This window comes from Streptomyces sp. NPDC026062 (assembly GCF_055568375.1).
Map to the genome: position 1 here is coordinate 101,477 of NZ_JBVHOQ010000030.1, position 14,295 is coordinate 115,771.

Genomic DNA, 14,295 nt, shown 5'->3' on the forward strand with positions numbered 1-14,295 from the left:
GCTTATCCGTCCGTGGGAGGTGGCTCGTCCAGGAGGATGCGCTCCAGCTCCGGGCGGCCGGGAAGGCGGGCGGGGCGGACGCTCTCGCCGCTGCGCACGAAGAGGAAGGTGGCCGTGACATCGGTGAGCGGCAGCCCGTGCAGTTCGGCCCAGGCGAGGCGGTAGACGGCGAGCTGGAGGGGGTCGGCGGTGTTGGTGCGGCTGGTCTTCCAGTCGACGATCTCGTACGTGTCCCCCGTGCGGTAGACGGCGTCGATACGGCCCCGGATGATCCGTCCGGCCAGCGTGATCTGGAAGGGCGTCTCGACGCGGTACGGGGTCCGGCGGGCGTACGGGGTGCGCTCGAAGGCCTCCTTGAGCTCGGCGAGATCGCGCTCGTCGGCGATGTCGGCATCGCTCTCGTCGCCCCCGGGCAGCTCGTCGGGGCCCAGCATCGGCAGCGGCAGCTCCTCGAAGCGGGACTCGACCCAGGCGTGGAAGCGGGTGCCTCGGCGGGCCGCGGGCTGCGGGGGGCGGGGCATGGGACGGGCCAGCTCCCGGGCGAAGCCGTCGGGGTCGTCGGCGAGGCGCAGCAGCTGGGTGGCGGAGAGCGAGGCGGGCACGAGGACGTCGCGCACGGTGGCGCGGGCGCGGCGCAGCTCCCCGGCGAGGGCGTCGAGGTCACGGTCCCAGGAGGCGAGGGTGCGGGACTCCTCGGGGGTGAGGCGTGCGGGCAGCCGCTCGGGGGCGCGGGCCGCCGGGACGTGCGGGGCGGCAGGGGCCCGGGGCGCGTCGTCGTCATCGGGGAAGGGTGCGTCGTCCAGGAAGGGATCGTCCTCGGGGAACAGCTCGTCGCCGAGGGGATCGAGGTGGGCCTCCTCCGGCACGGGCGGCTGCTCCTCGGGGAACAGCTCGTCGCCGAGGGGATCGAGGCGGGCGTCGTGCGGCGCGGACGGCCGCCCCCCGGAGAACAACTCGTCCCCGAAGGAACCGGGGCGGACCTCATCCGGCACGGCCGGCCGCTCCGTCGCCGCGTGCGCACCCGGCACCGGGCCCGCCGTGGCCAGCGCCTCCAGGTGGGCCATCACCGTGTCCGCGGCGGCCCGGCGGCGGGCCAGCGCGGTGTCGTCCAGCGGCAGCGGCCAGGCGTGGTCGGCCGTGGCCTCACCGAGGGCCGGGTTCTCCTCGTCCTCGGCCGGTTGGTCCGCCCATGCCTCGATCTCGCCGTATCCGGCCGCGCAGTGCTCGTACAGCGCGTCCAGGAAGGCGGAGGGGCCGCGCGGCTTCTTCTGGTTCGGGCCCCACCAGTGGCCGGAGCCGAGCAACAGGGAGCGGGGCCGGGTGAAGGTGACATAGCCCAGGCGCAGCTCCTCGGTGTGCTGGTGCTCCTTCATCTCCGCCTTGAAGTCCTTGAGCCCCTTGGCGTCGAAGGAGTGGACGGCGGGCAGCGTGGCCGTGTCACCGCGCAGTGCGTGCGGGAGGACCTGGGACTGGGAGGTCCAGGCATCCCGGGACTGGCCGCTGGGGAACTGGCCCGTGACCAGGCCCGGCACGGCGACGACGTCCCATTCGAGGCCCTTGGACTTGTGGGCGGTGAGGACCTTGACGGTGTTCTCGCCGCCGGGCAGCGCGTTGTCGAGACCCTTCTCGTACTGCACGGCGGTACGCAGGAAGCCGAGGAAGGCGAGCAGCGTCGCCTCGCCGTCGACTGCGGCGAACCGGGCGGCGACGTCGAGAAAGTTGGCGAGGGTCTCACGGCGACGGGCGGCCAGGGACTGTGGCGAGGCGGAGAGCTCGACCTCCAGGCCGGTGGTGGTGAGGACCCGGTGCAGGACGTCCATCAGCGGATCGGCGAGCGAGCGGCGCAGGTCGCGCAGCTCGGTGGCGAGGCGGGCGAAGCGGACCCGGGCCTCGGCGGAGAAGGGCAGGCGGTCGTCCTCCTCGCCGCCGGAGTCGAGGAAGGTGTCCAGGGCGTCGGCCAGCGAGATCACCTCGGCCGGGTCGATGCCCTCGACGGCTTCGGCGAGCCGGCGGTCGGGGTCGAAGTCCTCGTCGTCGCCGTGGGAGGCGCGGTGGACGAGGAGGCGGGCACGGCGGCCGAGCAGCGCCAGGTCACGGGGGCCGATCCGCCAGCGGGGGCCGGTGAGCAGCCGGACCAGGGAGGCGTTGGCTCCCGGGTCCTGAAGGACCTCGCAGACGGCCACGAGGTCGGCGACCTCGGGGAGGTGGAGCAGCCCGGAGAGGCCGACGACCTCGACCGGGATGTCCCGGGCGACGAGCGCGGCCTGGATCTCGGGGAAGTCACCGGCGGTGCGGCACAGCACGGCTATCTCGCCCGGGGCCTTGCCGGTGCGCACGAGGTGGGCGAGGGAGTCGGCGAGCCAGTCGATCTCCTCGGCGTGGGTGCGCAGCAGCGCGCAGCGTACGAGGCCGTCGCGCTCGGCCCCCGGGGCGGGTCGCAGGGCCTCGACGCCCTCGTGCATGGCGCGCAGGGGTGCGGCGAGTCCGTTGGCGAGGTGCAGCAGCCGGCCGCCGCTGCGGCGGTTCTCGCTGAGGGAGTAGCGGGCGGCCGGGGTGCCGTCGGCGTGCGGGAAGTGGCTCGGGAAGTCGTCGAGGTTGGCGACGGACGCGCCGCGCCAGCCGTAGATGGCCTGGCAGGGGTCACCGACCGCGGTGACGGCGTGTCCGGAGGCGGAGCCGTCGGGGCCGCTGCCGAAGAGGGCGGAGAGCAGGAGGCGCTGGGCGACCGAGGTGTCCTGGTACTCGTCGAGCAGGACGACCCGGTACTCGTCGCGCAGGATCGCGCCGACCTCGGGGCGGGTGAGGGCGAGCTGTGCGGAGAGGGCGATCTGGTCACCGAAGTCGAGGAGGTCGCGGCTGCGCTTGGCCTCCCGGTAGCGGCTGGTCAGCGAGAGCAGTTCACGGCGGGCCCCGGCGGTCTCGGGGATCTTGCGCAGTTCCGCGTTGCTGAGCTTGGCGGTCTCCAGGGCACGGAGCAGTCCGGTGTCGTACTCCGCGAGCTGTTCGGGACGTACGAGATGTTCGGCGAGCTCGGCGTCCAGGGCCAGCAGATCACTGACCAGAGTGGGGAACGACCTGGTCAGGGCCGGGTAGGGGCCGGGCGCCTCGCGCAGCACACGGGCGGCGAGCTGGTAGCGGGTGGCGTCGGCGAGAAGGCGGGTGGTGGGTTCGAGTCCTATCCGCAGCCCGTGCTCGGTGAGGAGCCGGCCGGCGAAGGCGTGGTACGTGGAGATACCGGGTTCGCCCGGGGGGTTGTCCGGGTCGATGGTGTCCGGGTCGGTGACCCCGGCGGCGATCAGTGCCTTGCGGACACGCTCGGCGAGCTCGCCGGCCGCCTTGTTGGTGAAGGTGAGCCCGAGGACCTGCTCGGGGGCGACCTGCCCCGTCCCGACCAGCCACACGACGCGGGCGGCCATCACCGTGGTCTTCCCCGACCCGGCTCCGGCGACGATCACCTGCGGGGCGGGCGGCGCGATGATGCACGCCGTCTGCTCCGGAGTGAAGGGGATCCCGAGAAGCTCCTTGAGCTGCTCGGGATCGGTGATACGTGAGGCCACTCCACAGAGGCTAACCGGAGGGACCGACAACCCACGAAGTCGCGTGAGGCGGCGGCGTGCTCGCGAGGGCCTGCGCGCGGAGCCCGGGGAAAGCCGTGAAGCGCCTCACTCCACGACGTGCCTGCCCTCCGGCTGCGCACTGCACGAGGCCCTGAAGGCGCAGTGGGTGCAGTGCTGGCCGGTCGAGGGCGTGAACCGTTCGTCCAGGACCCGGCCGGCGGCGGTCGCCAGCAGATCGGCGACCCACTCGGTGGCGGGCGGCTCCTGGGCCTGCACCTTGGGGACGGCATCGCCGCCCTCCTTCTTGGGGGCGGGCTGGCGCAGCTGTACGAGTTCGGCGCCCCCGGATGCGGGGCGCACACCGTCGAAGACCTCGTCGACCGCGCCTTCCCGGACCGCCAGCTGGTACACGGCGAGCTGGGGATGGCGGGCGACCTCGTCCTTCGTCGGGGCCTGCTTGCCGGTCTTGAAGTCGACGACGTAGGCACGGCCGTCGGCGTCGCGTTCGACGCGGTCCATGGAGCCCCGGATGCGTACCTCGTACTCCCCCGCCTCCAGCGTCACATCGAAGTCGTGCTCGCTGGCGGCCGGGGTGCGGCCGGTGCGGTCCATGACGTGCCAGCGCAGAAAGCGTTCGAGGGCAATGCGGGCCTGCTGCTTCTCCTGCTGCGACTTCCAGGGGGCGTCGAAGACCAGCCCGTCCCACACCGAGTCGAGCCGCTCCATCAGAACGGCCAGATCGGCGGGGGTCCGGCCGGACGCCACCTCGTCGGCCAGGACGTGGACGACGTTGCCGAAGCCCTGGGCCGCGGTCGCCGGGGCGTCGGCCTTCACCTCCCGGCCCAGGAACCACTGGAGCGCGCAGGAGTTGGCGAGCTGGTCGAGCGCGCTGCCGGACAGGGCGACGGGCTGGTCCCGGTCGCGCAGCGGGACGGCCGAGCGGGTCGGCTCGTACAGGCCCCACCACCGGTAGGGGTGGGCCGACGGTACGAGCGGCTGGCCCTCGTCGTCGCTGAGCGCCGCGAGGCGGGCGAGGCGGTGGGCGGCCTCCTCGCGCAGCGCGTCGGAGGCGGTGGGATCGACCGTGGTGGCACGCAGTTCGGCGACGAGGGCGGCGACGGCGAGGGGGCGGCGGGGGCGGCCGGTGACGTCGCGGGGTTCGACGCCGAGCTCGGTGAGGAAGCGGGACGGCTGGTCGCCGTCGTCGGCGGGCGCCTTGACCGCCGTGACGACGAGACGTTCGCGGGCGCGGGTCGCCGCGACGTAGAAGAGCCGGCGCTCCTCCATGAGAAGGGCGCCGGGGGTGAGGGGTTCGGCGAGGCCGTCGCGGCCGATCCGGTCCGCTTCGAGCAGCGAGCCCCGGCGGCGCAGGTCGGGCCAGAGGCCTTCCTGCACTCCTGCGACGACGACCATGCGCCACTCCAGGCCCTTGGAGCGGTGCGCGGTCATCAGCCGTACGGCGTCGGGCCGCACGGAACGCCGGGAGAGGGTGTCGGCGGCGATGTCCTGGGCGTCGACCTCCTCCAGGAAGTTGAGCGCGCCCCGGCCGCCGGTGCGCTCCTCCGCGCGGGCCGCGGTGTCGAAGAGGGCGCAGACGGCGTCGAGGTCGCGGTCGGCGTTGCGGCCGCCCGCGCCCCCGCGCAGCGCGGCGCGCTCCAGCCTGGCCGGCCAGGGGGTGCCCGACCACAGGGCCCACAGCGCCTCCTCGGCGGTGCTGCCGGCTTCGAGGAGCTCGCGCGCCGTGCGCAGCAGCGCACCGAGGCGCTGGGCGCCCCGGGCGTACGCCGGATCGTGCGCCACCAGGCGCTCGGGTTCGGCGAGAGCGCGGGCGAGCAGGTCGCCGGAGGGCGCGGGCACCCGGTTGCCGGCGGCGCGCTCCTCGTCACGCAGGGCCCTGCCGAGCCGGCGCAGATCGGCGGCGTCCATGGACCCCAGGGGAGAGGCGAGGAGGGTCAGCGCAGTCTCGGTGTCGAGCCAGGAGGCGGGGGCCGGAGCCCCGGATTCCGCCCCGGCGGCGGGGTCCGGCTCCGTGTTCCGGCGGAGTGCGGCCGTGGCCACGGTGCGCAGAGCCGTCAGCAGCGGGGCCACCGCCGGTTCGTGGCGCAGGGGCAGGTCGTCGCCGTCGACCTCCAGCGGGACGCCCGCCGAGGTCAGGGCCCGGCGCACCGCGGGAATGGTGCGGCCGCCGGCGCGGACCAGGACCGCCATCTCGTTCCACGGCACCCCGTCCTCCAGATGTGCCCGGCGCAGCAGGTCGGCGATGTTGTCGAGCTCCGTGGACGCGGTCGGGTAGGTGTACGTCTCGACGCTGCCGCCCTCGCGGACCGCGCCGAGCTCCCGGTGGGCGCGGACCTTCGCCGACGGCAGCCGGGTGAGCGGCATCCGGCGGGTGAGGAGCCGGGTCGCGGCGAGCAGCCGGTCGCCGGAGCGGCGCGAGGTGGTGAGGACGCCGACCGGGGCCGGAGCGCCGTCCGCACGCCTGAACGTCTCGGGGAAGTCGAGGATGCCGTTCACGTCGGCACCCCGGAAGGCGTAGATCGACTGGTCCGGGTCGCCGAACGCGATCAGGTCGCGGCCACCGCCACCGCCCGGGGTGCTCCCCCGGTTCCCGGCCAGCGCGTGCAGCAGCCGCACCTGCGCCGGGTCGGTGTCCTGGTACTCGTCGACGAACACGGTGTCGTAGGCACCGGCCAGCGGCCCCGCCACTTCGGGGCGCTCGGCGAGCAGCACCGCGCGGTGGACCAGCTCCGCGTAGTCCAGCACGCCCTGGGCGTCCAGGACGTCGAGGTACTCGGCGAGGAACGCGGCGGCCGCACCCCAGTCGGGCCGTCCGGTGCGCCGGGCGAAGTCGGCCAGGGCCTCCGGACCGAGGCCCAGCTCACGGCTGCGGGCGAGCACGGCGCGCACCTCGTCGGCGAATCCGCGTGTGGTCAGGCAGGCCCGCAGTTCGTCGGGCCAGCCGATGCGGGCATGGCCCTCCTTCTCCAGGTCGAGCTGGCCGGCCAGCAGATCGCGGACGGTGACGTCCTGTTCCGGTCCGGAGAGCAGCCGCAGCGGGTCCGCGAAGAGATCGGCGTCCTGATGAGCGCGCACCAGGGCGTAGCAGAACGAATGGAACGTGGTGGCCTGCGGTCCTCGGACGGCGCCGAGCCGGGCGGCCATCCGGTCGCGGAGCTCGACGGCGGCCTTGCGGCTGAAGGTGAGGACCAGGATGCGGGCCGGGTCGCCGCCCCGGGCGATGCGGGCGGCGACCGCTTCGACGAGCGTGGTGGTCTTGCCGGTCCCGGGCCCGGCGAGGACGAGCAGCGGGCCGCCGGTGTGGTCAACCACCGCTCGTTGCGCCGCGTCCAGGAGAGGGGAATCCACGGAGCCCGGCAGGGTACGCACCAGCCGGTACGCGCCCGCGGTCCGCCGTCGTGCCTGACGGTGCGGACTGTTCCGGGTGGTGGAGGAGGAGCTCACGTGGGGATCGCCGGTCCTGGTGGGTGTGCTGGGGTGCTGGAGATGACGGCGCGGCGCGTGCCGCGAACTGACGACGCTACTCCGGCGAGGCGGCCGATCGGCGCGGTACGGATGCGTGGATCGTCACGTTCCGCCGGTGTGGGCGGTGCGGGGCGGGCGGGGAACGCGGCCCGGCCGGCGGGCCGCGCCCGGGCGGGGGACCTCACCGGAACGGACGGCGCCGCCGGTGGGACGGTCCCCGAGCCGCATCCGCTTCAGGCTTCCGGTACGCCGTACGGGCCCGGCTCCGCCCGATGTGCCGCCGGATGGCCGAAGCTGTCAGGTGTGAGATCCCCCGCCGTCGTCGCCCTCCGGGCCGGGCCCGCCCGGCCCGGAGCCCGCCGCCCCGCCGTCCCACCGTGCGCGCCTCATGTCGAGGCGCGGGACGTGGCCCTCCGCGGAGCGCGAGGCCTCGCGCAGCGGGGTGTTCTCCTCGCGGTAGTGGTCCAGCGCCCGCAGTTCGTGACCGGGCAGCAGCGCACCGTCGGCGCGCACCACGCGCCACCACGGCACCGCTCCCCCGTACAGCGCCATGACCCGGCCGACCTGGCGCGGCCCGCCGTCCCCCAGCCACTCCGCGATGTCGCCGTAGCTCATGACGCGGCCGGGCGGGATCAGTTCGGCGACGTCGAGCACGCGCTCCGCGTACTCCGGCAGCGCGTCGCTCGTCGGGTGTTCGCTCATCCGTCCCATCCTGCCGTACGCCACCGACAGTCCGGGCTGTTCCGTATCCGTCCGGACACGGAGTGTGCGCCGGAGCGGAACGGAGCGTATCTTGCGCATCCCGCACCCCTGCATCGCACCCTGATGCCCCCTTACGCGCGCCGGCCGTGCCACCATCATGCGGGCGGTGACCGGTGATACGAGAACACGAAGACCAATCAGAGGCGACGAAGGAGCAGGGCGTGCAGCCACCGAAGGCGGCCGACGCCTCTGATGCCGAGCCACACCCCGAGGAGAAGAACGGGCAGGAGACCGCCGTCAGCCCGCACACCACCTCGGATCGGACCGGCAACCGTCCGCAGCCGTCCCCGGACCGGAACGAGCAGCGCGCTGCCCGCCCGAAGCCGTCCCCGGACCGTCCGGAGGGCTCGGACCGTCCCGGAGGCTCGGACCGTCCGGGCCCGGCCCGTCTGGAGGGCTCGACGCTCTCGACCTCCGAGGCGGCTCTGTCCGACCGTGTCTCGGGGGACGAGCCCCTGCTCCCCGCCCGGGTGCACCGCCCCTCCGACCTGCTGCGGCTCCTCATCGGGGTGCTGGCGGTCGTCGTGCTGTTCGCCGTCGCCGCGTTCGCCCACGGCACGACGGCGGGCCTCGAACAGGACATCAACAAGGGCACCGGCCAGGCGCCCGATCTGCTCATCAAGCTCGCCGGTCTCGTCTCCAGCATCGCCGTGCTGCTCGTCCCGGTGGCCTTCGCCATCGAGCGGCTGATCAAACGCGACGGGCTGCGGATCGCGGACGGCGTCCTGGCCGCCGTGCTGGCGCACGGGGTCACCCTCGCCACGGATCTGTGGGTGTCCAACTCCGCGTCCGGCACGATTCAGGACGCCCTGACCCAGCCGCAGCCCGGTGACGCGCTCACCGACCCCGTACACGGTTATCTCGCCCCGGTGATCGCCTATATGACGGCGGTCGGCATGGCGAGACGGCCCCGGTGGCGGGTCGTGCTGTGGGTGGTGCTGCTGCTCGACGCCTTCACCATGCTCGTGGGCGGGTACACGACCCCGCTCTCGATCATCCTCACGGTGCTCATCGGCTGGACGGTCGCGTACGGCACGCTGTACGCGGTCGGTTCGCCGAATGTCCGGCCGACCGGCCAGCACCTGATGGCAGGCCTGCGCCACGTCGGCTTCCGCCCGGTCACCGCGATGCGGGCCGAGGACGCCCCCGACTCGGGCGACCAGAGCGACCGGGGACGCCGCTACGTGGTCTCCCTGGAGGACGGCCCACCGCTCGATGTGACGGTCGTGGACCGCGAACAGCAGGCGCAGGGCTTCTTCTACCGTGTGTGGCGCAGGCTCACCCTGCGCGGCATCACCCAGCGGCGCTCCATCCAGTCGCTGCGCCAGGCACTGGAGCAGGAGGCGCTGCTCGCGTACGCGGCGATCGCCGCCGGCGCCAACGCCCCCAAGCTGATCGCCACCTCCGAGCTCGGTCCCGATGCCGTGATGCTGGTGTACGAGCACATCGGCGGCCGCTCACTGGACGCGCTGGAGGATTCCGAGATCACCGACGACCTGGTGCGCGGCGCCTGGCGTCAGGTGCAGGCCCTCCAGTCACGGCGGATCGCGCACCGCAGGCTGACCGGTGACGCCATCCTGGCGGACCGATCCGGCAAGGTGTTCGTCACCGACCTGCGCGGCGGCGAGATCGCCGCCGGTGATCTGGTCCTGCGGATGGACATCGCCCAGCTGCTCACCACCACGGGCCTGCGGGTGGGCGCCGAGCGGGCGGTCGCGGCCGCACTGGCGGTGCTCGGCCCGGACGCCGTCGCCGACTGTCTGCCACTGCTCCAGCCGATCGCGCTCAGCCGCTCCACCCGCGCCCACCTGCGCAGGCTCGCCCGGGAGCGGTCGCAGCGCGAGCGCGAGGCCGTACTCGACGCCTCGGACGCGGCCAAGCGGGCCCGGTCGCAGGGGGCGGAGCGTACCGCCGGCGCCGGCCGCAAGACCGCCCGCAAGTCCCAGCGCACCGAGAAGCAGGCCGAGAAGCGGGCCATGGACGACGCGCTGGACGGCGCGCGCGAGGAGGATCTGCTCTCCCAGATCCGCCAGGAGGTGCTGCTGATCCGGCCGCAGGCCCCGGTCGAGCCGGTCCGTCTGGAACGCATCAAGCCGCGCACCCTGTTCAGTTTCATCGCCGGTGCGATCGCCGCCTACTTCCTGATCTCCCAGGTCACCGAGGCCGACTTCGGTGCGGTGGTCGAGCAGGCGGAGTGGGGCTGGGTGGCGGCCGCGCTCGGCTTCTCGGCGCTCAGCTACATCGCGGCCTCGATGAGCCTGCTGGGCTTCGTGCCCGAGCGGGTGCCGTTCGGCAAGACGGTGCTGGCGCAGGTCGCCGGCTCGTTCGTGAAGATCGTGGCCCCGGCCGCGGTGGGCGGTGTGGCGCTGAACACCCGGTTCCTCCAGCGTTCCGGTGTGCGCCCGGGGCTGGCGGTCGCGAGTGTGGGCGCCTCGCAGCTGTTCGGGCTCGGGTGCCACATCGTGCTGCTGGCCGCGTTCGGCTATCTGACGGGTACGGAGAAAACGCCGTCCTCGCTCACCCCGTCCAGGACCGTGATCGCGGGGCTGCTGACGGTCGCCGTGCTGGTGCTGGTGGTGACGGCGATCCCGTTCCTGCGGAAGTTCGTGGTGACGCGGGTGCGGTCGCTGTTCGCCGGAGTCGTACCGCGCATGCTCGATGTCGTGCAGCGGCCGCAGAAGCTGCTCACCGGCATCGGCGGGATGCTGCTGCTGACCGGTCTGTTCGTGATGTGTCTGGACGCGTCGGTCCGGGCGTTCAGCGGCCCGGACACCCCGCACCTCAGTTACGCGAGCATCGCGGTGGTCTTCCTCGCCGGCAACGCGCTGGGGTCGGCGGCGCCGACGCCGGGCGGCATGGGCGCGGTCGAGGGCGCGCTGACCCTGGGGCTGATCGCGGTCGGCCTGCCGAAGGAGGTCGCGGCGCCCGCGGTGCTGCTGTTCCGGCTGATGACGCTGTGGCTGCCGGTGCTCCCCGGCTGGATCTGCTTCAACCATCTGACGCGCAAGGGCGAGCTCTAGGGAGCTGTCCCGCAATTCCTGGCGGGCACGCTCCCCCGATGTCCACCCGCTTGGACCGGCGCCCCGTGCACCCACCGGGGCGCCGCCGCACGATGGAGCGATGAGGACCTCCCCTGCCCTGCGCGCCGCGGCCCTCGCCGGCGCCGTCACCGTGCTGCTTCCCCTCGCCGGCTGTTCGGACGGGGGTGGCGAGGAGAGCCCGCCCCACGCCGCCGCCGAGGCCGCGGCGACCACCACCCCCGCCGGCCTCGCCTCCCAGCGGCTGAAGTGGACGCCGTGCCCGGCCCCTTCCCAGGCACAGGGTGGCGGAGCGTCACCGTCCCCGCTGCCCGGCGGGGCCGTCTGGGAGTGCTCGTTCATGAAGGCCCCGCTCGACTACGCGGAACCGGAGGGCGACACCGTCGAGCTGGCGCTCATCCGCGCGAAGGCGATCAACGAGAAGAAGCGGATCGGTTCCCTCATCTTCAACTTCGGTGGCCCCGGCGCCTCCGGAGTCGCCACCCTGCCCGCCTTCGGCACGGAGTACGACAAGCTCCGCACCCGGTACGACCTGGTGAGCTTCGACCCGCGCGGAGTCGGCCGCAGCGCGGGCGTGGAGTGCGAGGACGACGCGCAGCTGGACGCGCGGTACGAGAGCGACGGCACGCCCGACGACGCGGCGGAGGAGAAGACGTTCACCGAGGACACGAAGACGTACGCGGACGCCTGCGAGAAGAACTCCGGCAAGGTGCTCCCCTTCGTGGGGACGACGAACGCCGCGCGCGACATGGACCTGATGCGCCAGGTGCTCGGCGACGACAAGCTGTACTACTTCGGCATCTCGTACGGCACCGAACTGGGCGGCGTCTACGCGCACTTGTTCCCCGGACACGTCGGCAGGTCGGTCCTGGACGCGGTGGTCGACCCGACCGAGGACGCGGAACAGTCCTCTCTCGGCCAGGCCAGGGGCTTCCAGCTCGCCCTGGACAACTTCGCCGCGGACTGTGTGGACCGGGGCGACGCCTGCAGGCTGCCGGGCGCCACCGCCGACGAGGTCGAACAAGGGGTGTCCGGTCTCCTGGACCGGCTGGAGAAGAAGCCCGTACCGGGCATCGGTTCCCGGAAGCTGACACAGACGCAGGCCACCACCGGCATCGCGGCGGCGCTCTACTCCAAGGAGACCTGGCCCCTGCTGGAGCAGGGCGTCGACGAGGCGGACGGCGGCAACGGCGCCCTGCTCCTCGCCCTGGCCGACTCCCTCAACGGGCGTTCCCAGGACGGCCGCTACGACAACTCGGCCGCGGCCAACACCGCCATCAACTGCGCGGACTCCAAGCAGCGGTTCACCCTCGACGAGACCAAGGAGAAGCTTCCCGCCTTCCACGACGCCTCACCGGTCTTCGGCGACTACCTCGGCTGGGGCCTGATGGCGTGCACCGGCTGGCCGGTGGCGGGCGCCTGGGACACGCCGGACGTCAGCGCAAAGGGCGCGGCACCCGTCCTGGTCATCGGCAACACCGGTGATCCGGCCACTCCTTACGCGGGCGCGAAGGCGATGGCCGAGGAGCTGGGCGAGGGTGTCGGCGTGCAGATGACGTACAGAGGCGAGGGCCACGGCGCGTACAACAGCGGCAACTCCTGTGTGCAGAAGGCGGTCGGCGGCTACCTCCTGGACGGAAACGTGCCGGCCGCCGGGACGGTCTGCGGATAGGGACGCCGGTCCGCGCGCCTACCATGGGCGCGAACTGCCGTACGGGCAGGCACAGACGGGGAGGGACGTACACGTGGTCGCATACGGACGGGCCGGGGCGCTGGCCGCCGCCACACTGCTGCTGACGGGGGTGCTCGCGGGCTGCGGTGACGGCACGGACGACAAGCCGGGCAAGCCGAAGGACGACGTCACGGCATCGGCGGCCCCGTCGTCCGCCGCCCCGTCGACCGAGGCGAGCGCGAAGCCCCTGCCCTCCTCCCTCACCTCGCAGCGCCTGGACTGGAGCCGCTGCGAGGCCCCCGAGGGCGGCAGTGCCCCGGGCTCGGCCTGGCGCTGCACGACGGTCGAGGTCCCGCTGGACTACGCGAAGCCGGAGGGCGACACGATCCGGATCGCGCTCGTCCGCAAGGAGGCCCGGAACAAGGACCGGCGGCTCGGCTCAATGCTGTTCAACTTCGGCGGTCCGGGCGGCTCGGGCGTCTCCATCCTGCCGCGCGCCGCCGGTTCGTACGGGACCCTCAACACCCGCTACGACCTGGTGGGTTTCGATCCGCGCGGGGTGGCGGGGAGCGCCGGGGTGCGCTGCCGTACGGACCGGGAACAGGACAGCACCAACCGGCGGATCGACATGACGCCGGACACCGCGGCCGAGGAGGCTGCGTTCATGAAGGACGGCGCCGACTTCGGCGCGGGCTGCGAACGCCGCTCCGGCAAGGTCCTGCCGTACGTCGGCACGACGAACGCCGCCCGGGACATGGACCTGATCCGTGAGGTCCTCGGCGACAAGAAGCTGACGTACTTCGGCATGTCGTACGGCACCGAGCTGGGCGGTACCTACGCGCACCTCTTCCCCACGCACGTCGGCCGCACCGTCTTCGACGCCGTCGTCGACCCGACAGCGGACACCACCGGTCATGCCCGCAACCAGACCACCGGCTTCCAGCGGGCGCTGGAGAACTACTTCAAGGACCGCGGCCAGGACCCCGAGAAGGGCACCCAGCGCATCGCCGCGCTGCTGAAGAGGATCGACGCCAAACCGCTGCCGACCGGTACGAGCCGTGATCTCAACGAGTCGCTGGCGATCACCGGCATCGTGACGCCGCTCTACTCCAAGGACGGCTGGCCGACGCTGACACAGGCGCTGGACGAGGCGGAGAGCGGCACCGGCTCCATGCTGCTGCAACTCGCCGACTCGTACAACGGCCGTGACGAGAACGGTCATTACGACACCCAGAACCACTCGCAGCGCGCGATCTCCTGTGCGGACAGCAAGGCCAGGCCGACGGCGGCCGAGGCGAAGGCGCTGCTGCCCGAGTTCAAGAAGCTGTCCCCGGTCTTCGGCCCGTTCCTGGCCTGGGACACCGCGGGCTGGTGCTCCGACTGGCCGGTGGCGGGCGAGCACGACACCCCGGAGGCAAGCGCTCCGGGCGCCGGTCCGATCCTGGTCGTGGGGACCACGGGCGACCCGGCGACGCCGTACGAGGGCGCGCGCAAGATGGCGGACGAGCTGGGCAAGGGCGTCGGCATCCTGCTCACCAACAAGGGCGAGGGGCACGGCGCCTACGGCGTGAGCAGCTGTGTGACGTCGACGGTGAACGGCTACTTCCTGGACGGGAAGGTGCCGGCGGACGGCAAGACCTGCCCGTAGCGGGGCGGTGCACACGCCGAAGGGGCCGGCCCGCGTGACGCGGACACTGTTGGCCAATGCCTCTTCGTCGTGACGTCGGCCTGATCCATCTCGTTGGTGGGTCAGGCCGACGTTGTGTTTGGGGTGGGTGGATGT

The 14,295-nt window shown here is 73.1% G+C and carries 6 protein-coding genes; 3 read left to right on the plus strand and 3 right to left on the minus strand.

Annotated elements, in window-relative coordinates; genetic code table 11:
* Window positions 1-2: 2 nt before the first annotated feature.
* The 3 genes from ACZ4LX_RS25785 to ACZ4LX_RS25795 form a co-directional block, all read right to left on the minus strand.
* Window positions 3-3,557, minus strand: a complete 3,555-nt coding sequence (locus ACZ4LX_RS25785) for a UvrD-helicase domain-containing protein (protein ID WP_467648882.1) — start codon at window positions 3,555-3,557, stop codon at window positions 3-5.
* A 105-nt stretch (window positions 3,558-3,662) separates the two neighbouring features.
* Entirely contained in the window at window positions 3,663-7,019 is a 3,357-nt protein-coding gene (locus tag ACZ4LX_RS25790) for an ATP-dependent helicase (protein WP_467648877.1), read from the minus strand.
* 318 nt (window positions 7,020-7,337) lie between these two features.
* Window positions 7,338-7,742 (minus strand): MGMT family protein, encoded by a 405-nt coding sequence (locus ACZ4LX_RS25795; protein WP_467648873.1) that lies wholly within the window; start codon window positions 7,740-7,742, stop codon window positions 7,338-7,340.
* Between the two features lie 221 nt (window positions 7,743-7,963).
* Here ACZ4LX_RS25795 and ACZ4LX_RS25800 point away from each other — a divergent pair, with 221 nt between their 5' ends.
* The 3 genes from ACZ4LX_RS25800 (at window position 7,964) to ACZ4LX_RS25810 (ending at window position 14,160) form a co-directional block, all read left to right on the plus strand.
* Window positions 7,964-10,822 (plus strand): lysylphosphatidylglycerol synthase domain-containing protein, encoded by a 2,859-nt coding sequence (locus ACZ4LX_RS25800; RefSeq protein WP_467648870.1) that lies wholly within the window; start codon window positions 7,964-7,966, stop codon window positions 10,820-10,822.
* 100 nt (window positions 10,823-10,922) lie between these two features.
* Entirely contained in the window at window positions 10,923-12,512 is a 1,590-nt protein-coding gene (locus ACZ4LX_RS25805; protein WP_467648866.1) for an alpha/beta hydrolase, read from the plus strand.
* Window positions 12,513-12,585: 73 nt separating this feature from the next.
* Window positions 12,586-14,160, plus strand: coding sequence for an alpha/beta hydrolase (locus ACZ4LX_RS25810; RefSeq protein WP_467648863.1), 1,575 nt, complete (start codon window positions 12,586-12,588; stop codon window positions 14,158-14,160).
* The last annotated feature ends 135 nt before the right edge of the window (window positions 14,161-14,295 follow it).

Excerpts from the sequence above, each read along its gene's own strand:
- ACZ4LX_RS25795 (WP_467648873.1), bottom strand. The coding sequence starts at position 7,742 with ATGAGCGAACACCCGACGAGCGACGCGCTGCCGGAGTACGCGGAGCGC.
- ACZ4LX_RS25805 (WP_467648866.1), top strand. The coding sequence starts at position 10,923 with ATGAGGACCTCCCCTGCCCTGCGCGCCGCGGCCCTCGCCGGCGCCGTC.